The following is a 19,603-nucleotide window of genomic DNA, read 5'->3' on the forward strand; positions in this document are numbered from 1 at the left end:
GCCGGGCGGGCCGGGCGGGCCGGGCGGAGCGGCGGGTCGTCAGCCGGTGATCGGCCTGACGTCCAGACGGATGTGGTCGACGGCCCAGAACCAGTTGTTCCCGGCGTCGTACATCCGGAACTTCAGCGTCACGCTGCGCGCGCCCGCCGGGACGGCGAACTGCCTGGCGACGAAGGTGTTCTGGACGTCCTTGCCGGCGTTGTCGTTGCCGGTCGCGTCGGAGCTGTAGAACACCAGGCGGGTCTCGGCACCGTTGTCGAACACCGCGGTGACGGCGGCCTTCTGCGGGGCCTCCTGCCGGTAGTGCGAGTCGAAGCCCAGGTGCAGGGTGGTGGCGCCGGCCGGGACGGGCACGGCGGGCGAGACCAGGGTCGAGTCGAACACGCCCTTCTTGGACGGCGAGCCGGTGTCGTCCCAGTCGTCCGGGTCGGCGACGGCCAGGATGCCCAGTCCCCGGGTGAAGTTGCCGCGGTCCTGGCCGGCCGGACTGGACCACTCGCGCTTGGTGTGGAAGGTCCAGCCCTGGAGGCGGGTGGTGCCCTGCGGCATGCCCGGCGCGTTGACCACCGACCAGCCCTGCGGCGCCTGCGGCGTCCAGCCGAGGACACCGCCGACCGGCTGGAGCGCGCCGGCCAGCGACTCGAAGTCCTCGCCGAGCAGGTGGCCGGCCATCACCGGCGCGGTGCGGGCGGCGAGCTCGCCGTCGGCGACGGCGAAGCGGTCGCCGGCCTGCGCCCGGGCGGTGACCAGCACGCGGTGGGTGGCACCGTCCGGCAGCTGAGCGGGCGGGGTGACGTCCCACTCGGCGGTAGCGGCGGCCCCCGCGGCGAGCGCGGTCGGCGCGGCGGTGACGGCGGCGACCGTCCAGCCGGCCGGGACGACCGGCTGCGCCTCCAGCGCGGTCAGCGCGGTGGTGGCGGTGAAGCGGGCGGTGACCCGGGCCGGGCGGCCGGGCAGCAGGATCGCCTCGTCGATGGTGGTGGAGGCGGCCTTGAGCGCGACGTCCACGGCCAGCGGGTCGGGCAGGCCCATCGCCGGGTCGGTGAGCAGGTGCTCGCCGTCCCAGGGGAAGCGGCCGGCGATCCGGCGGCGGAAGCCCAGCTCGCCGCGCACGCCCACGGCGACGTCGTACCAGCCCTCGGGGCCGACCTTGACGTTGACGGTCCGGTCGTCGCCGGCCGCGACCCGGACCTCGCGCAGGCCGTCGCCGTAGGCGAGGTCGCCGACCAGGAAGGTCTGGGCGGTGCGCGAGCGGTTGATCACGTCCACCTCCAGCACCTTGCCGTCGTGCTCCTCGGAGAGCGAGATCTCGTAGGGCGCGTCGACGGTGCCGCGCAGGTGCCAGAGCGCGCCGTTGGGGCCGTGCACCCGCAGGTCGTAGCCGTCCTGGCCGACCGTCCAGACGTCGGAGAGCCGGGACTTGGCGCCGACGGTGTAGTGGCGCGGCGGGGTGCCGGGCTCCGGGTGGACCGCGAGGACGGCGCCCTGCTTGCCCTGGTTGATGAAGTCGATCGTCAGCTGGTCGCCCTTGAGGCGCGGCTTGACGATCAGGTTGTACGGCGCCGGGCGGGCGGCCCGGGTGCCGCGCTCCTGCTGCGGGAAGACCTGCGGGCTGGGCACAGTCGGCGCGGGCAGCTTGCCGGTGTCGGTGACCTTCTGCCGGTTGCCGCTGGTGTCCGGCAGCGCGGGCCAGCGCGGGTCGCGGCCGGAGAAGTCGAAGACGTTGGTGAGGTCGCCGCAGACCGAGCGCCGCCAGGGGCTGATGTTGGGCTCCTGGACGCCGAAGCGCTGCTCCAGGAAGCGCAGCACCGAGGTGTGGTCGTAGACGGTGGAGTCGACGACGCCGCCGCGGGTCCACGGCGAGACGACGACCATCGGCACCCGCACGCCCAGACCCATCGGGTAGGGGCCGGAGACCAGGGTCTCGCCGGCGGGCAGGATGTCGGACCAGGTGAGCGAGCCGTCGGCGGCCCTGACCCGGTACCTGCCGTCCTGGCCGACCACCCGGTGGTAGGTGGAGCCGCCCTTGCTCACCCGGACGACGACCTCGCCGTCGACCGGGACGGTGGACTTGCCGCGGCCGGTGGCCAGCGGCGGGACGGGCGGCAGCTGGTGGTCCATGAAGCCGCCGTGCTCGTCGTAGTTGAGGATGAAGACGGTCTTCTGCCACACCTCGGGCTTGGCCGCGAGCGCCGCCAGCAGCCGGGCGGTGAGGTGCTCGCCGTTCGGCGGCGCGTAGTTGGCGTGCTCGGAGAGCGCGGCGGGGGCGACGATCCAGGAGACCTGCGGCAGGGTGTCGGCCTGGACGTCGGCGGCGAAGGCCTCGACCAGGGCGTCGCCCATGGCGAAGGGGTCGTCCTTCTTGGCCGGGTCGCCGACGGCGCGCATGCCGCGCTCGTGGAGCGGCTCACCGGGCTTGGCCTTGACGAAGGGGGTGAACCAGGCGAGCGCGTTGTCGTCGAAGTTGTCCAGCGCCTGGTAGGTCCGCCAGCTGACGCCGGCCTTCTCCAGGCGCTCGGCGTAGGTGGTCCACTCGTAGCCGCCGGGGATCTCGGTGTTGTCGGTGACCGGGGTGTCCCGGACGGTGCCGCCGCTGGTGCCCGTCATGAGGTGGTCGCGGTTGGTGTTGGTGTTGCACTGCACCGACGCGTAGTAGGCGTCACAGGTGGTGAACACCGAGGCGAGCGCGTGGTAGAAGGGCATGTCGGCGCTCTCGTAGTAGCCCTGGCCGAGCCAGCCGCCGGAGCGGCGGGTGACCGAGCCGTCGGCGAGGCCGTCGTTCCAGGCCTTCATCGAGTCGACGAAGCCGAACGCGGGGGCGCCCTGCTGGTAGGCGTTGGTGTGGGCGGCGTTCATCGCGAAGGGCAGCAGGTAGCCCTCCTTGCGGCCGGGGTCGGGCTGGTGGAAGATCGACCGCCCGTTGACGCCGCGCACCGCCGTGCGGTCGCCGAAGCCGCGGACGCCGGCCTGGGTGCCGAAGTAGTGGTCGAAGGCGCGGTTCTCCTGCATGAACACCACGACGTGCTGGATGTCCGCCAGCCGGCCGGGGCGGGCCGGGGCGGCGAGCGCCTCGCGCACGCTGAGCGGCAGGGCGGACAGCACGGCGGCCGCCGCCGCGCCGCCGAGCAGGGTGCGGCGCGACAGTTCGGGCTTCGGACTCATCGGGGGTGGCTCCTTGTACAAAGCGGGGGTGGTCGGGCGCTTTGGTCCAGACCCGTTATGTGTACGGGCCCCAGATGGACGGGAGCGGCGGGTTCGATGGCGCGCCAGTGACGGACAGTGAACCCAGAGCTGTACAGACAACTTGACCCGCATCGCCCTCCCTCGGCGGCACCCGCCACCACATCCGCCGGAGCGCCTGTCGCAGACCCTTTGACAGCACCCCTTCAAATTCCCGGGAATGCCGGAAACAAAAGGTAGTTGACGAACCGTCGGCGGTCACCGGCCAGGTCGTGGACAACCCTTGACGAGGCATGGGGTCTGTGGAAATCTCTCGGCAGGTCCAGGCCAATGATCTTCGAACGGGGGAGAAGATCGAACCGCCTGACGCATCAGGGGGGAAATCCTGGGAGTCGGGTCCGGCCGGACCCCGGCGTCCTGCCGACCGGTCCGCGGGGCGGACCGGCCGCCCTTCGGCAGTCGCGCCGTCCGACCGCGCCGTGCCGCGTCCGCGCCGCCACGGCCACCGCTCGGACGGGTGCCCCGCAGCTCCGTATCCGACTCCCGAATCGAGCACAGCATGTCCGAGTCCCCCAACCGGCCCGACCCCGCCACCGCCGCCGGGGAACCGGCGAGAACCACGGACGCCGCCGGGCCCGCCTCCCCCGCCCAGCACGGGATCTGGCTGACCAGCAGACTCACCCACGTGCCCGAGGTCTTCCACCTCGCGCTGCGCCTCACCTTCGACCGGATCGACACCGGGGCCCTGGCCCGCGCCGTCACCGCGACCGCCGCCCGGCACCCGGCGCTCGGATCGGCCCTCGTGGAGCGGGACGGCGTGGTCCACCTGATACCCGCCGCCCGGACGCCGGAGCTCACCGTCCTCGACACCGCCGCCGACAGCGGCGAGGCACTCGCCAAGCGGCTCGCCGAGGAACTCGCCCTCCCCTTCGACCTCGCCACCGGACCGCTCGCCCGGTTCGCCCTGCACCAGCGGCCGGACGGCGGCGCCGAGCTGCTGGTGGTCGCCCACCACGCGGTCTTCGACGGGAACTCCAAGGACGTGCTCGCCGCCGACCTGGCCGCCGGGTACGCCGCCGCGCTCGCGGGCACGGCGCCCGCCGCGGCCGTCGCCGACAGCGCCCCGCCGGTGCTCGACGCCGCCCTCGCCGCGTCGGCCGCCGCGTTCCACGGCCCCCGCTGGGCCGCCGCCACCGACCCGGTGCTGCCCGGCGGCCCGCGGGCCACCACCGACGCCGGCCCCGGCGAGGCCGTCGACTGGCGGCTCGACGGCCCGGGCCGGGACGCCCTCGCGGACGCCGCCCGGGAGGCCGGGGTCACCGTCTTCGAGTTCCTGCTCGCCGCCCTGCACGGCCTGCTGCGCCGCTACGGCGGCGAGGCCGTACCGGTCGCCGTCCCGTTCTCCACCCGCCGCTCCGGCCGGCACGAGGCGATCGGCCTGTTCGTCAACGAGCTGCCCGTGTACGCACCGGACGGCGCCGACGAGCGGACCCCGTTCGCCGAGTACGCCCGGGCCGTGCGCGCCGAGGTCCGGCTGGTCGCGGCCCACCGCGGCGTCCCGTTCGGCACCGCCGTGCCCGGGCTCACCCCGCGGGCCGGACTCGCCCCGGTCTCCTTCGGCTACCGCCGCCGCACCACCGCCGCCCCGGACTTCCCGGGCAGCAGCACCCGCGTCGACTGGACGGTCTTCCACCACGCCTCCCGCAACACCCTGCACCTGCAGGCCGTCGAGGACGCGGACGCGATCGACTTCTCCCTCCAGTACGACCCGGCCGTCCTCGCCCCGGCCGCCGCCCGGCGGATCGCCGGCCACCTCGCCACCCTGCTCGCCGCCGCCACCGCCGGGCCCGGCACGGCCCTGGGCGACCTGCCGCTGCTAGACGCGGCCGAGCAGCGCCTCGTCACCACCGCCTGGAACGACACCGCCCGCCCCCACCCGGCCGAGCGGACCGTGCTCGACCTGGTCCGGGAGCAGGCCGCCACCGCCCCGGACGCCCTCGCCGTGGTCGCCGGCGAGCAGCGGCTGACCTACCGCGAACTGCTGCGGCGCGCCGAGCGGCTGGCCGGCGCGCTCACCGCGGCCGGCGTCGGCCGGGGCGACCTGGTCGGCCTGCACCTCGCCCGCACCGCCGACCTGCCGGCCGCACTGCTCGCCGTACACACCGTCGGCGCCGGCTACCTGCCGCTGGACCCCGGCTACCCGGCCGAGCGGCTGGCCTTCGTACTTGCCGACTCGGGCGCCGCCCTGCTGCTGGCCGACCGCGAGCCGGCGCCCGAGGTGACCGCCGCCGCCCCGGCGGTGCTCCGCCTCCCGGAGCCGGCGGACACCCCCGCGCCGACCGGCGCCGCCCCCGGTCGGCTCGCCTACGTGCTCTACACCTCCGGCTCCACCGGCCGCCCCAAGGGCGTGGAGATCGGCCACCGGGCGCTGGTCAACCTGCTCGCCGCCTTCGCCGAGCGGCTGGGCTCCGGCCCCCGCGACGTCTGGCTCGGCCTCACCTCGCTCTCCTTCGACATCTCCGCCCTCGAACTGCTGCTGCCGCTGACCACCGGCGGACGGCTGGTGCTGGCCCCGGACGGCCTGGCCGTGGACGGGCCGGGGCTGCGCGCCCTGGTCGAGCGCGAGGGCGTCACCCACGTCCAGGCCACCCCCTCGGGCTGGCGGGTCCTGCTCGGCGCCGGGCCGCTGCCCGCCGGGCTGACCGGCCTGGTCGGCGGCGAGGCCCTGCCGCTGCCGCTGGCCCGGCAGCTGCGGTCCGGCACCGAGCGGCTGCTCAACGTCTACGGGCCGACCGAGACCACCATCTGGTCCACCTGCGCCGAACTCCCGGCCGCACCGGAGGCCGTCCGGATCGGCCGCCCGATCGCCAACACCCGCGCCTACGTCCTGGACGCCCGGCGCCGCCCGCTGCCCGTCGGGGTGCCGGGCGAGCTGTACCTGGGCGGCGACGGGCTCGCCGAGGGCTACCTGGGCCGGCCCGAGCTGACCGCCGAACGCTTCGTCGACGACCCGTTCGGCGCGCCCGGCGAGCGCCTCTACCGCACCGGCGACCTGGTCGCCTGGAGCCCCGAGGGCGAACTGGAGTTCCTCGGCCGGCTCGACGACCAGGTCAAGATCCGCGGCCACCGGATCGAGCTCGGCGAGATCGAGTCCGCGCTGCTGACCCACCCGGCCGTCGCCGAGGCCGCCGCCGCGGTGCACCGGGAGGAGGACGGCGAGGAGCCGTTCGTCGCCGGATACCTCGTCCCGGCCGCCGGGAGCGGCGCCCCCGCCCCCGCCGAGCTGCGGGCCTTCCTCCAGCGTTCGCTGCCCGGCGCCGCCGTCCCGCAGCGCTTCCTGGTGCTCGACCGGCTGCCGCTGACGCCCAACGGCAAGCTGGACCGGCGCGCGCTGCCCGTCCCCCCGGTCCCGGTCGAGGCCGCCGCCGCGCCGGACGACGCCCAGGACCGGGACGAGGTGCTCACCGCCGTCCTCGGGATCTGGTCCGAGGTGCTGCGGCTGCCCGACCTCGGGCCCGAGGAGGACCTCTTCGAGCTCGGCGGGCACTCCCTGACGATCATCCAGATCACCGCCAGGATCCGCGACCTGCTCGGCGTCGAGCTGGACTTCGACGTCTTCTTCGCCACCCCGACCCCGGTCGGCATCGCCGCGGCCGTCCGCGAACTCCGCTGACCCCCGGGCGGCGCGGTCCCCCCGCGCCGCCCGGCAGCCGCTCCCCGTCTCCCTCCCTGCGCCCTCGCCTCCCCTCCCCCCCGCGGTGGCCCGGCCACGCGGCGAACCCGCCCGACGGCCCGACGCCCACCGCCCCGACGTGCGCCGAATGGAACACCCGATGACCGACCTCCAGGACCCCGCCACCGGGCTGTCCGCGACCAAGCGTGCGCTGCTGGCCCAGCGGCTGCGCGCCGCCGCGGCCGGCTCCGCGGACGCCACCGGACCCGCCCCCGCGAGCACCGTGCCCGCCCGGCCCCCGGGCACCGGGGTACCGCTCTCCAGCGGCCAGGAACGGCTCTGGTTCATGGACCAGTTCGCCCCCGGCTCCACCGCCTGGACGCTCGCCCCGGCCCGCCGGCTGCGCGGTCCGCTCGACCGCACCGCGCTGGACGCCGCCCTCACCGCGCTGCTCGCCCGGCACGAGGCGCTGCGGATGACCTTCCCCGCCACGGCCGACGGCACCGCGCTGGTCCGGATCGCCGAACCGGCCCCGTGCACCGCCGAGTTCGTCGACGCCTCCGCCGACCCCGACCCGGCCGACCGCGCCGCCCGGGAGATCGGCGAGCGGGTCGCGGAGCCCTTCGACCTGGCCGACGGGCCGCTGCTACGCGCCCTGCTGGTGCGCACCGCCCCCGACGAGCACGTGCTCGCCCTGGTCATGCACCACATCGTCAGCGACGGCTGGTCGCTCGACCTGCTGCACCGCGAGCTCGACGCGCTGTACGCCCGGCACGCCCACGGCACGCCCGAGCAACTGCCCGATCTGCCGGTGCAGTTCGGCGACTACGCGCACTGGCAGCGGGAGCGGCTGGCCGGTGAGGCGCTGGCCGCCTCCCGCGCGCACTGGCGCGAGGAACTGCGCGACGTCCCCGCCCTGGAACTGCCCACCGACCGCCCCCGGCCGCCGGTGCTGACCTTCGAGGGTGCCGCCACCGAGTTCCACTGGAGCCCCGAACTCGGCCGAGGCGTCGCCGCCCTCGCGCGCTCCGCGAACGCCTCCGGGTACATGGTGCTGATGGCCGCGCTGCAGACCCTGCTCGGCCGGCACGCCGGACAGCGGGACTTCGCGATCGGCTCGGCCGTCGCCGGCCGCCTGCACCGCGAACTGGAGGGCGTGGTCGGCCTGTTCGTCAACATGCTGCCGATCCGGGCCCGGCTGGAGGGCGACCCCACCTTCACCGAGCTGCTGCGCCGGGTGCGCGGCACGACGCTCGACGCGTACACCCACCAGGAGGTGCCGTTCGAGCAGATGGTCGCCGATCTGGACATCGAGCGCGACGTCAGCCGCTCCGCCGTCTTCCAGGTCAGCTTCGCCTTCCAGAACTACGGAGACCGCAGCACCACCACCGCCGGCCCGGACGGCTCCCCCGGCGCGCCGGCCGCCGAGAGCTTCGGGCACGAGGCCGCCACCACCCGCACCGACCTCGCCTTCTACCTGCGGGAGAAGTCCGACGGCGGCCTGTACGGCCTGCTCACCTACCGCACCATCCTGTTCGACGCCGCCACCGTGCGGCAGCTGGTCGAGCGCTTCGAGCTGCTGGTCGCGGCGGCGGTGGCCGACCCGGAGCGGCCGGTCTCGCGGCTGCCGCTGCTCACCCCCGGCGAGCGGCGGGACGTCCTGGAGCGGTGGGCCGCCGGACCGGCGCTGCCCGACCCGGCCGACGGCCCGCGCACCCTCACCGCCCTGCTCGCCGACACCGCGCGCGCCCACCCGGACCGCCCCGCCCTGGAGTTCGAGGGCCGCACCGTCGACTACCGCGAACTGGACGAGCGCGCCACCGGCCTGGCCCGGCGGCTGCGGGCGCTCGGCGTCGGGCCGGACGACCGGGTCGCGGTCTGCCTGGAGCAGTCGCCCGAACTGGCCGTCGCCCTGGTCGGCGTGCTGAAGGCGGGCGGCGCCTACCTGCCGCTGGACCCGGAGCAGCCGCCCGCCCGCCTCGCCCACCTGGTCGCCGACGCCGACGCGCGGGTACTGCTCACCGACTCGGCGCTGCACGAGCGCTTCCCCGGCTACACGGGCGCCACGCTGCTGCTGGACACCGACCCGGCGCAGCGCGACCCCGAGCCGCTGGAGGAGGTCTCGGGCCCCGAGCAGCTGGCCTACGTGATCTACACCTCCGGCTCCACCGGCGCGCCCAAGGGCGTCGCCGTCCAGCACCGGCAGATCCTCAACTACCTGGCCGGGGTGCGCGAACGGCTGCGGATCGAACCGGGCGCGGGCTACGGGCTGCTGCAGTCGCTCTCCTTCGACTTCAGCATCACCATGCTCTACCTGGCGCTGAGCACCGGCGGCCGGGTCCATCTCCTGCCGCGCCGCATCGCCGGCGCCGAACTGGCCGATCGCATCGAGGAGTTGCAGCTCGACTACCTCAAGATGACGCCCTCGCATCTGGCCGCGCTCGGTTCCGACGCCCCGATGGAGCGGCTGCTGCCGCGCCGAGCGCTGGTGCTCGGCGGCGAGGCCTCGGCCTGGCCGTGGGCCGCCGAACTCGCCGCCCTCGGCCGGTGCGCGGTCTTCAACCACTACGGCCCCACCGAGGCCACCGTCGGCGTGACCGTGCACGAGGTCACCGCCGGGGCCGCCGGCCCCGGCAGCACCCCGATCGGCACCCCGCTGGCCGGGGCCCGCTGCCACGTCCTCGACGAGGCGATGCAGCCGGTGCCGCCCGGCGTCACCGGTGAGCTGTACCTCGGCGGCGACCGGCTGGCCCGCGGCTACCTGGGCCGCCCCGACCTGACCGCCGAGCGCTTCCTCGACGACCCGTTCGGCGCGCCCGGCGACCGGCTCTACCGCACCGGCGACCTGGCCCGCTGGCGCACCGACGGCACGCTCGACTACCTGGGCCGGGCCGACGACCAGATCAAGGTGCGCGGCTACCGGGTCGAGCCCGGCGAGGTCGAGGCCGCCCTGACCGCCCTGCCCGGCATCACCCAGGCCGTCGTGATGACCCGCGGCGAGGGGCTGCGGCAGACCCTGGTCGCCTACCTGGAGCACCCCGGCGGCGGCCCCGCCCCGGCCGCGGCCGAGCTGCGCGAGGCCCTCGGCGAAGTGCTGCCCGACTACATGGTCCCGGCCCGCTTCGTGGTACTGGAGCGGCTGCCGCTGCTGGCCCACGGCAAGGTCGACCGGCGCAACCTGCCCGAGCCCGAGGAGCCCGCAGCGAGCGGCGAGTTCGTCGAACCCGAGGGCGAGGCCGAGGAGTTCGTCGCCACCCTGTGGGCGGAGCTGCTGGGCGTGCCCCGGGTCGGCGCCCTGGACGACTTCTTCGAACTCGGCGGGCACTCCCTGCTGGCCACCCAGGTGGTCGCCAAGCTGCGCCGCGCCTACCCCGAACTCCCCACCCCCGTCGGGGTGATGGACCTATTCAAGTACCCCACCGTGCGCCGGCTGGCCGCGCTGGTCAGCGACCCGCACGCCGACCGGGGCCCGCGCAGCCTGCTGCACCTGCTCACCCCGCCCGGGCGCAAGGTCGGCGCGAGCCTGGTGTGCGCCCCGTACGGCGGCGGCAGCGCGCTCATCTACAAGCCGCTCGCCGACGCCATGCCCGCCGACTGGGCCCTGCACTCGCTCGCCGTCCCCGGCCACGAGCTGGGCGAGGAGGCGATGGACGTCGACGAGGTCGCGGCCGGCTGCGCCCAGGAGATCCTGGACAACGTCGAGGGCCGGATCGTGCTGTACGGCCACTGCGGCGTCGGCGTCCGGCTGGCCGTCGAGATCGCCCGGCGGGTCGAGGCCGCGGGCCGCGAGATCGACGCGATCCACCTCGGCGGCATCTTCCCGTTCGCCCGTCCGCGCGGGCGCGGCGCCGCCGTCGGCGAGTGGTGGGCCCGCACCGCCGACAGGCTCCGCAGCGACCAGGGCATGATCAACGCCCTGGCGGCGGCGGGCCTGGAGACCGACGAGGTCGGCACCGAGCAGCTGCGGCTGATGGTCGCCAACCGGCGGACCGGCACCCGGGAGGCCGAGCAGTACTTCACCCGGCTGTTCGAGAGCGAGGACGGCCGGATCGCCGCCCCGGTGTACGCGGTCTGCGGCTCCCAGGACCCGGCCACCGAGTTCTACGAGGAGCGGTACCGCGAATGGCACCGGCTCAGCGACACCACCGGCGTGGTGGTGCTCGACGAGGCGGGCCACTTCTACCTCAAGTACCGGGCCGCCGAGCTGGCCGAGATCCTCACCACCGTGCACCGCTCGGTGGCGGACGGCGAGGAGGAGCGGCACGGGCGCACCGAGGGCGCCACCTGGTGGCTGGCCGGGCTCTCCCGGTCCCGGGACGGGGACGCCACCGAGGCCGCTTCGGCGGCGGCCCGGACGGTGCGGCCGACCATGCGCCGCTTCCTCGGCGTCGCGGCCGGCCAGCAGATCTCGATGATCGGCTCGGCGCTCACCGAGTTCGCCCTGCCGGTGTGGATCTACCTGACCACCGGTTCGCTCGCCCAGTTCGGCCTGCTGGCCGCCTGCGGCCTCGTCCCCGGCATCCTCACCGCGCCGCTCGCGGGCGCCCTGGTGGACCGCGGCGACCGGCGCCGGATCATGCTCTACGGCGACGTCGCGGCGGGCCTGACCCAGGCGGTGATGCTGCTGCTGTACCTCACCGACTCACTGGAGGTCTGGCACGCCTACGTGCTGATCGCGGTGCTGTCGACGGCGCTGACCTTCCAGCGGCTGGCCTGGAACTCGGCCGTGCCCCAGCTCGTCCCGAAGCGCTTCCTCGGCCGGGCCAACGGCGTCGTCCAGATGGCCTTCGGCCTCGCCCAGTTCCTGGTCCCGCTGTTCGCGGTCGGTCTGCTCTCCGCGCTCGGCCTCGGCGGCATCCTCGTGATGGACGTCGCCAGCTATGTGATCGCCACCGGTGTCACGCTGGCGGTGCGCTTCCCCGACGTGATGGCCGCCAAGCGGCGCGAGAGCGTCACCGCCGAGATCCGGGCCGGCTTCCGGCGGGCGCTCGGCAGCCGGCACTTCCGGGCGATGCTGCTGTTCTTCGCGGTGCTCAACATCTTCCTGTCGCCGCTGTTCCTGCTCACCACCCCGCTGGTGCTCTCCTTCGCCCCGCTCGCGGCCGCGGGCTGGGTCTCGGTCGCGGCCGGACTCGGCGCCGTGCTGAGCGGTCTGACCCTGCTGGTCTGGGGCGGTCCGCGCCGGCTGCGGCTGCGCGGCGTGCTGTTCGCCACCCTCGGTCTGGCCACCGCCTGCCTGGTGACCGGCCTGCGCCCGAGCGTCTGGCCGGTGGCGCTCGGCGCCTTCGGCATGGCGTACGGGCTCGGACTGGTCAACGGCGTCTACGCGACGATCGTGCAGACCAAGGTGCCGCTGCGCTTCCACGGCCGGGTGATCGCGGTCAACACCATGGTCGCCTGGTCCACCCTTCCGGTCGGTTTCGCGCTCGTCGCGCCCCTCGGGCCGCGCCTGGTCCAGCCGCTGATCGACGAGGACGGCGCGCTGGCCGGCACCGTCGGCCGGCTGATCGGCACCGGTGAGGGCCGCGGCATCGGCCTGCTCTACCTGCTGTTCGGCCTCGCCATGGCGCTGCTGGTGGCCGTCTGCCTGGCCGTCCCGGCGCTGCGCCACTTCGACCGCGACGTCCCCGACGCCGAGCCCGACGACCTGGTGGGCCTGGCCGCCCTCGCCGCCCGCACCGGGGCCGTTCCCCCGTCCGAGACCCGCGCCGAGACGCTCTCCGCCGAACCCGCCGAACCCGCCGCATCCGCGCGCCGTACCGGAACCGAGGCCGCCGTCCGATGACCACCACCGACCCCAGCACCACCGACCGGACCGCCGGCGCCGCCCGCCCCGCCGAGGCCGTCCACCCGCTCACCGAGGAACAGCGCCGGCTCTGGTTCCTGCAGCAGCTGCACCCCGCCGACGCCGGCTTCAACATGTACCTGTGCCGCCGGTGGAGCGGCCCGCTGGACGTCGCCGCGCTGCGCACCGCGCTCGAGCGGCTGACGGCCCGGCACGAACCGCTGCGCACCCGCTTCGCCCTGGACGGCGAGGCGCCCGTCCAGCTGGTCGAACCGCCCGCGCCCGTCCCGCTGGAGCAGTTCGCGCTCGCCCCCGGCGCCGCCGAGCTGGACTTCACCGAGGCCTGCCGCCCGGCCGTCAACGCGCCCTTCGACCTCGCCGGGCGCCCGCCGCTGCGCGCCGTCCTGGTCTCCGCCGGGCCGCAGGAGCACGCGTTCGCGCTGGTCGTCCACCACATCGTCTCGGACGGCTGGTCGTTCAAGGTCCTCTGGCGCGAGCTGCTCGCGCTGTACCGTGAGGCGCTCGGCGAGGCGCCGGCCGAGCTGGCGCCGCTCGCCCTGCGCTACGGCGACGTCGCGCGCGCCGAGCAGGAGCGCGCGGCGGCGGGCGGCGCCGAGGCGGCCTTCCGCTACTGGGCGGAGAAGCTGGCCGGCACCGGCCGGCTGCGGCTGCCGCTGGACCACCCCCGCCCGGCCGAGCCCCGGCACCCGGCGGGCTTCGCCACGGTGGCGCTGGACCCGCAGCTGACGGCCGCGCTGGACGCGCTGGCCCGGCGCGAGCGCTGCACCCCGTTCATGGTGCTGCTCGCCGCCTACCAGTGCGTACTGGCCCGCTGGACCGGCAGCACCGACTTCGTGGTCGGCACCCCGCTCGCCGGCCGCACGGAGGCGGCGCAGGAGGCGCTGGTCGGCTACTTCGCCCGCACCGGCGTGCTGCGCGCCGACCTCACCGGCGAGCCCGGCTTCCGCACCGTGCTGCACCGCGTCCGCACCGCCACCCTGGGCGCCCTGAGCCACCAGGACGTCCCGCTGGAGCGGCTCGCCGTCCACCTGGACCTGCCCGCCGAGGCCGGCGCGGCGCCGCTCTACCAGGCGGTGTTCGTCCACCAGAGCCAGTACGACCTGTCCGGCGAGGACGGCGGCGCGCCGCTGCCCGCCGGGGTGCGGACGGCCTCCATGGACTCCGGCTTCGAACGCGCCAAGACCGATCTGCTGCTGGACAGCTGGCGCACCCCGGACGGCGGTCTGACGCTCTCCTTCTGCTTCGACCGGGAGGTCCTCGACCCGGCGACGGTGACCGCGCTCGGCACCCGCTGCCGGGCGCTGCTGGCCGCCGCCGTGGAGGACGTCGAGGTGCCGCTGCACGGCGAGTGGCTGATCGGGGCCGAGGAGCGCGCCGAGTTGCTCGCCCTGGGCGCGGGTCCCGTGGCCGCTTCCGCCGCCCGCCCCGTACTCGCCCGCTTCGCCGAGCGGGCCGCCGCCACCCCGGACGCGCCGGCCCTGGAGTGCGAGGGCGAGGTGCTCTCCTACGCCGAACTCGACCGCCGCTCCGGCGAACTGGCCGAACGGCTCGGCCCGGTCGCCGGACAGCTGGTGGCCGTCCGGCTGACGCCCTCGTTCGAGCTGGTGACGGCCCTGCTGGCGATCTGGAAGGCCGGCGCCGGCTACCTGCCGCTCGACCCGGCCCACCCGGAGGAGCGGCGGCGCCTGATGGTCCGCGAGTCCGGCGCCGTCCTGCTGCTGACGGACGAGGAGGGCGAGGGTCTTCGGGTCGTGCCCGGCGCCGACCCCGTGGAGTCCGAGGACCGGGCGGATCTCGCCTACGTGCTCTACACCTCCGGCTCCACCGGCACCCCCAAGGCGGTGGCCGTCGACCACGCCGCGCTGGCCGCCCGCGTCGACTGGATGGCCGGCCCGGACGGCTACCGCCTCGCGCCCGGCGACCGGATCGTCCAGTTCGCCTCGATCGGCTTCGACACCCACGCCGAGGAGCTGTGGCCCGCCCTCGCCTCCGGCGCCCGCGTGGTGCTGCTGCCCGGCGGCGGCCGCACCCTGCCGGAGCTGCTGCGCGGCCCGCACGGCCCGGCCGTCACCGTGCTCGACCTGCCGACCGCCTACTGGGAGGAGCTGGTCTCGCACGACGAGCGCACCCCGTGGCCCGCCGCCCTGCGGCTGGTGGTGCTCGGCGGCTCCGAGGCCCGCGCCGACGCCGTCGCCCGCTGGCGGGACCGGCACGGCGACACCGTCCGGCTGGTCAACACCTACGGTCCGACCGAGGCCACCGTCATCGTCACCGCCGCCGACCTCGGCGCCCCGGACGCCGGGCGCCGCCCGCCGCTGGGCCGCCCGCTGCCGGGCGTGCGGCTGTACGTGCTGGACGAGCGCGGCGCCCTGCTGCCGCGCGGCTCGGAGGGCGAGCTGTACATCGGCGGAGCCGGCCTGGCCCGCGGCTACCTGGGGCGCCCCGACCTCACCGCGGCGGCGTTCACGGCGGACCCGTTCGCCGGCGGGACGATGTACCGCACCGGCGACCGCGCCCGCTGGCGCACCGACGGGAGCCTGGACTACCTCGGCCGCACCGACGAGCAGGTCAAGCTGCGCGGCTACCGGATCGAACCGGCCGAGATCGAGGCGGCCCTGACCGGCCGTCCGGACGTGCTGCGGGCCGCCGCCGTCGTGCTCGGCGGGCGCCGCCTGGTGGCGTACGCCGTCCCGGCGCCCGGCGCCGAGCCCGACCCGGCCGCCCTGCGCGAGCACCTCGCCGTACGGCTGCCGGCCTACCTCGTCCCGGACACGGTCGTCCTGCTCGACACCCTCCCGCTGACCCTCAACGGGAAGCTGGACACGGCGGCCCTGCCCGAACCGGACCAGGCGTCCGCGCGCCCGTACGTGGCCCCGCGGACCGACGCCGAGCAGTTGGTCGCCCAGCTGTGGCAGGAGGTCCTGGGGGTGCCGCGGGTGGGCGCCCTCGACGACTTCTTCGAACTCGGCGGGGACTCGCTGCTGGTCACCCGAGTGGTGGCCCGGATCCGGGCGGGCGTCGGCCTGGACGTCCCGATCCGCGACGCGTTCGAGCTGTCCACGGCCGCCGCGCTCGCGGCCCGCGTCGAGGAACTGCTCATCGCGGAGATCGAGGCCCTGAGCGAGGACGAGGCCGCCGACCGCCTCGACGGCTGATCACGACCGGGGCGCGGGCGTCCACCCGGACGCCTGCGCCCCGGCGGCGGCCCTGAGGTCGGCCAGCCAGCCGTCCAGGCCCGCCTTGAGGATCGCGGTCGCCACCGGCACGTCGGCGTCCACCTGCGGCCCGGTGTGGGTCTCCTCGGTGCTCACCTTCACACCGCCCTTGACCCTGCTGAAGTTCCAGACGTGCACGCCGTCGATGTGCACGCCCTCGCCGACCGCCGGCCCGGTCCAGCGGATGCAGGCGCCCTCCTTGAGCTGTCGCACGGTCGACGTGATGTCCAGGCTGGTCGCCGGGATCCCGGTCCCGGGCGGCACCGGCGTCGTCCAGTGGAACGCCGACCCGGCCCGGAAGCGGCCGTGGTCGAGGCGCTCGGCGCTCGTGACGGGCTGCTGCCAGGACGGCCAGCGGTCCACGTCCGTCTGGAGCTTCCAGATCACCTCCAGCGGCGCGTCGATCACCGCCTCCGTCCGGTACCGCACCTGCGCGGCCTGGTCGACGCCCGCGCCCCGGCAGGTGAGCCCCTTCGCGGGCTGCGCCCCGGCGGGCACGGCGGCGCCGGCGAGGATCCCGACGACCAGCGGGACCGTGATCGCGGCGGCTCGGATTCCCGTCATGACATGTCCTTCCTCTAGAACCAATCACTTCCGTGACAAGTTCTAACCTCTTCTTGCCCGGACAGTCAATAGCTTCCGTGATAGGTTCTAACCCATGGCGAAGAGCGACCCCACCACCCCCCGCGAGCGCTACCGCACCCAGGTCCGCGCCGAGGTCATGGAACGCGCCTGGGAACAGATCGCCACGGCGGGCGCCTCCGCGCTCTCCCTCAACGCCATCGCCAAGCAGATGGGCCTGAGCGGCCCCGCCCTCTACCGCTACTTCGCCAACCGCGACGAGCTGATCACCGAACTCGTCCGCGAGGCCTACCGCAGCCTCGCCGACACCCTCGCGGCGGCCGCCGCCGACGGCGCCGACCTGGCCGGCCTCGCCCACGCCCTGCGCACCTGGGCCCTCGCCGACCCCCAGCGCTACCTGCTGGTCTACGGCACCCCGATCCCCGGCTACCAGGCCCCCAAGGACACCACCGCCATCTCCCGGGAGATCGCCACCACCCTCCTGGACGCCTGCACCGCCGCCCTCCCCCCGGCCGCCCCCGCCTCCCCCCTCGGCACCCACCTCGCCGAGCACCGCACCTGGGCCGCCGACCACCCCGCGCCACCCGAGGCGCTCGCCCTCTTCCTCACCCTCTGGACCCGCCTCCACGGCGTCCTGTCCCTGGAGCTCGCCGGCCACTTCACCGGCATGCAGTTCGACCCCGAGACCCTCTTCGACGCCGAACTCGCCGCCCTGCTGCCCTGATTCAGACCCTCCGCACACCCGCCATCGGCCGGGCCCGCTCCAGCAGTTCACGCACCCGCGCGTTGCGCCCATAGAGGCTCGTCACGCTCACCATCGCCCGGAACCGGTCGTCCGCACGGCCCGACTGCACCTGCGGGTAGTCGTCCAGGGCCAAGTGCCAGTTCCGAACGGCTTCTTCGAGCCGCCCCGCCCCGACCTGCCACTCGGCCAGCATCGCCCGATGGCGAACCCGGGCCCGCCGATACACGGCGGGCCTGATCTGCTCCGAACGCTGCAGCGCCCTGATCGCACCTTCCCGGTCACCGAGTTCGTGGTTCACCTGGGCCAGGTGATAGGCGAGCGACGCGGGATCGTACGAGCCGTGAGCCTTGGCCCTGGACTCGGCCTGCTCCATGGCTGCTTCGGCCGCCCGCAGCATCGCCAGCGCCCCGGCCCGGTCTCCGGTCTGCGCGAGGGCATGCGCCTGCTGGCCCGCCAGAAACGCACGCATCCGTGGCCCAGCCTGCGGAGACGCGCTCGACGCGGCTTCAGCGAGCCTCACCGCCTGCGCACCATGACCGAGTTCGACGGCCTGAACGCTCATGCCACGCAGCGTGGTGCAGTAGGTGAGATGGTCGCCCGCTGCGAGCGCAAGCTCCAGCGCCTTGGTGTAGTAGCGCTGCCCGAGTGTGTCCAAGCGCTCGTCCACGGCCATGTACCCCGTGAGATAGAGATGATCGGCCGCCGCGGAGAGCATCGCCTTGCGCACTTCCTCCGAGGCGGTGGCGCGCAGATGCGGGACAATGGTGTTGACCATGAACGCGGCCGCCATCGGCCGTGCGGTCCGGCCGCCGAACTGGTCGTCGATCTCACTGATCCGCTCCGTCATCGCAATGACGGACTCGACCTCGCCCATCCCGATCCTGCTGTGCGGATCGGTCCTCAGCTTCTCGAACCGGCCCACCACATCCGGCCATCCGGGAACGGTCAGCGCGACCGAGTAGAGGCCCGCCCCAAGCACACCCCTGCGTGATGGATCCATATCGGCACTCCCGAGATCGAGCAGCCCTCTCACCATGTCCTTGGATTGCTCCTGTTCATCGGGCCGATCCACGAAACCGGCCTCAAATGCGGTGACAGCTCTCCCGAGCCGCCGACTCAGAACCTCCAGGACCACTTGACGGTACTTCGCCATGGGGCGGGTTCCGGCGAGCCAATGCGACACGGCCGACTCGTCGTACCTGAGCCTGAACCCGGCCTCCGTTCCAGCCCGATTGACCGACCGGGCGAACTCACCGTTGCTGTTCCACCGGCACTCCACGAGCAAGTGTGCCAGCTTCGGATTCGCCGTCCGCTCGCGCGCCATCCGCCTCGCCCCCCAGCCGGGTTTCAAGGGTTTCAATCGACAAGGGGCCGCCAACCGCACTCACAGCCAGTGCCCACCTGTTGACTTTACGTCAGACAAGCTGGCCCGGATCGCCTCTTGACTCACTCGGTTGCCGACACCGGTCCTGCCACGGTCCGCCCCCCTTTGCTCAAGCACCGAAGGGTTCCCCACCATGCCCACGCACAGCTCATCGGTCGCCGTACTTCGGACCCCCATCGCCGTCCCTCGAACGAGACGATGGATCCAGGCCCAGGTCGTCGACTGGCGCGTCCACCTGGACGACTGCGCCAAGGACGCGCTTGCGGTGATCACCTCGGAGCTCGTGGCCAATGCAGTGCAGCACGGCACCGGAGCAACCCTCACGGTCGACCTCCACGTCCACCCGGTTCGGAAGCGGCTGCTGATCGAGGTCCACGACGGCTCGATCGACCTTCCGACCGTCCGTTCCGCCACGCCGGACGAGGAGTCGGGCCGGGGCATGTTCCTGGTCCAGCGCCTGGCCCTCAACCACGGCGTCGAACGAACCGACCGCGGCAAGAAGGTCTGGGCCGAGCTGGAGCTCCCCGCCCAACCGTTGACCCGTCGCCAGCTCCTGGCCCGCCCCCACCGCACGCTCCGCGCCGTCGCCCGCCGGCTCTCCCGCCGCCGTCGCTCGCGGATACGTCCGCTGCCGAGCACCTCGCGCTGACCCTCAGGCACCTCGCACCGCACCCCCACGGTTTCCTGCCCCGAGCGCCGGAGCAGGAATGGCCCCCCTTCACGGGCGGTCGAACCCGGACCGCTACAGGGCGGTACCCGGTAGTCCCATCGCATCTCTCAAGGAGGCACTCATGATCGAGCAGCAGACCACGGAGCCGGAGAACAGCGACCTCGTGGTCGAGATCGGCGACGTCACCGTTCTCACCGAGGGCCAGGGCAAGGGCAGCAGCGAGGACAAGCGCCGCGCCTACAACAGCTGACGCCCGGTGGTGCGGCCCCCCCCCCCCCGGGGCCCCCCCCACCCCCACCCCCCCACCCACCCGGTAACAATCCCGCACGCGGCGAGACCACAAACCCC

Annotated in this window: 9 protein-coding genes; 6 read left to right on the plus strand and 3 right to left on the minus strand. The window is 74.6% G+C overall.

Annotated features, from left to right (window positions below; genetic code table 11):
• Positions 1 to 39 precede the first annotated feature (39 nt).
• Positions 40 to 3,162, minus strand: a complete 3,123-nt coding sequence (locus ACFU9E_RS12925; protein WP_380687433.1) for a phosphocholine-specific phospholipase C — start codon at positions 3,160 to 3,162, stop codon at positions 40 to 42.
• Between the two features lie 577 nt (positions 3,163 to 3,739).
• Between ACFU9E_RS12925 and ACFU9E_RS12930 the strand changes: the two genes are divergently transcribed.
• The 3 genes from ACFU9E_RS12930 (at position 3,740) to ACFU9E_RS12940 (ending at position 15,814) form a co-directional block, all read left to right on the plus strand.
• Positions 3,740 to 6,853, plus strand: coding sequence for an amino acid adenylation domain-containing protein (locus ACFU9E_RS12930; RefSeq protein WP_380687431.1), 3,114 nt, complete (start codon positions 3,740 to 3,742; stop codon positions 6,851 to 6,853).
• 160 nt (positions 6,854 to 7,013) lie between these two features.
• On the plus strand, positions 7,014 to 12,638 hold the full coding sequence (locus tag ACFU9E_RS12935; protein ID WP_380686086.1) for an amino acid adenylation domain-containing protein: 5,625 nt from the start codon (positions 7,014 to 7,016) through the stop codon (positions 12,636 to 12,638).
• Positions 12,635 to 15,814, plus strand: coding sequence for an amino acid adenylation domain-containing protein (locus ACFU9E_RS12940; RefSeq protein WP_380686084.1), 3,180 nt, complete (start codon positions 12,635 to 12,637; stop codon positions 15,812 to 15,814). Before ACFU9E_RS12935 ends, ACFU9E_RS12940 begins: the two co-directional genes overlap by 4 nt.
• On the opposite strand, the gene ACFU9E_RS12945 is transcribed toward ACFU9E_RS12940, so the two are convergent.
• A complete protein-coding gene (locus tag ACFU9E_RS12945; protein WP_380714981.1) occupies positions 15,815 to 16,438 on the minus strand; it encodes an SRPBCC family protein in 624 nt (207 codons plus the stop codon). It abuts the gene before it with no gap.
• A 94-nt stretch (positions 16,439 to 16,532) separates the two neighbouring features.
• Between ACFU9E_RS12945 and ACFU9E_RS12950 the strand changes: the two genes are divergently transcribed.
• Positions 16,533 to 17,180: a TetR/AcrR family transcriptional regulator gene (locus ACFU9E_RS12950; protein WP_380689316.1), complete on the plus strand. Its 648-nt coding sequence runs from the start codon at positions 16,533 to 16,535 to the stop codon at positions 17,178 to 17,180.
• A 1-nt stretch (position 17,181) separates the two neighbouring features.
• Here the strand turns inward: ACFU9E_RS12950 and ACFU9E_RS12955 are convergent, their stop codons facing one another.
• Positions 17,182 to 18,525, minus strand: a complete 1,344-nt coding sequence (locus tag ACFU9E_RS12955) for a tetratricopeptide repeat protein (protein ID WP_380689314.1) — start codon at positions 18,523 to 18,525, stop codon at positions 17,182 to 17,184.
• Between the two features lie 193 nt (positions 18,526 to 18,718).
• Between ACFU9E_RS12955 and ACFU9E_RS12960 the strand changes: the two genes are divergently transcribed.
• Positions 18,719 to 19,234, plus strand: a complete 516-nt coding sequence (locus tag ACFU9E_RS12960; RefSeq protein ID WP_380689311.1) for an ATP-binding protein — start codon at positions 18,719 to 18,721, stop codon at positions 19,232 to 19,234.
• Positions 19,235 to 19,376: 142 nt separating this feature from the next.
• On the plus strand, positions 19,377 to 19,505 hold the full coding sequence (locus ACFU9E_RS12965; protein WP_380689309.1) for an albusnodin family lasso peptide: 129 nt from the start codon (positions 19,377 to 19,379) through the stop codon (positions 19,503 to 19,505).
• Positions 19,506 to 19,603 lie beyond the last annotated feature (98 nt).

The sequence above is a fragment of the Kitasatospora sp. NPDC057595 genome (genome assembly GCF_042800875.1).
Classification (GTDB): domain Bacteria; phylum Actinomycetota; class Actinomycetes; order Streptomycetales; family Streptomycetaceae; genus Kitasatospora.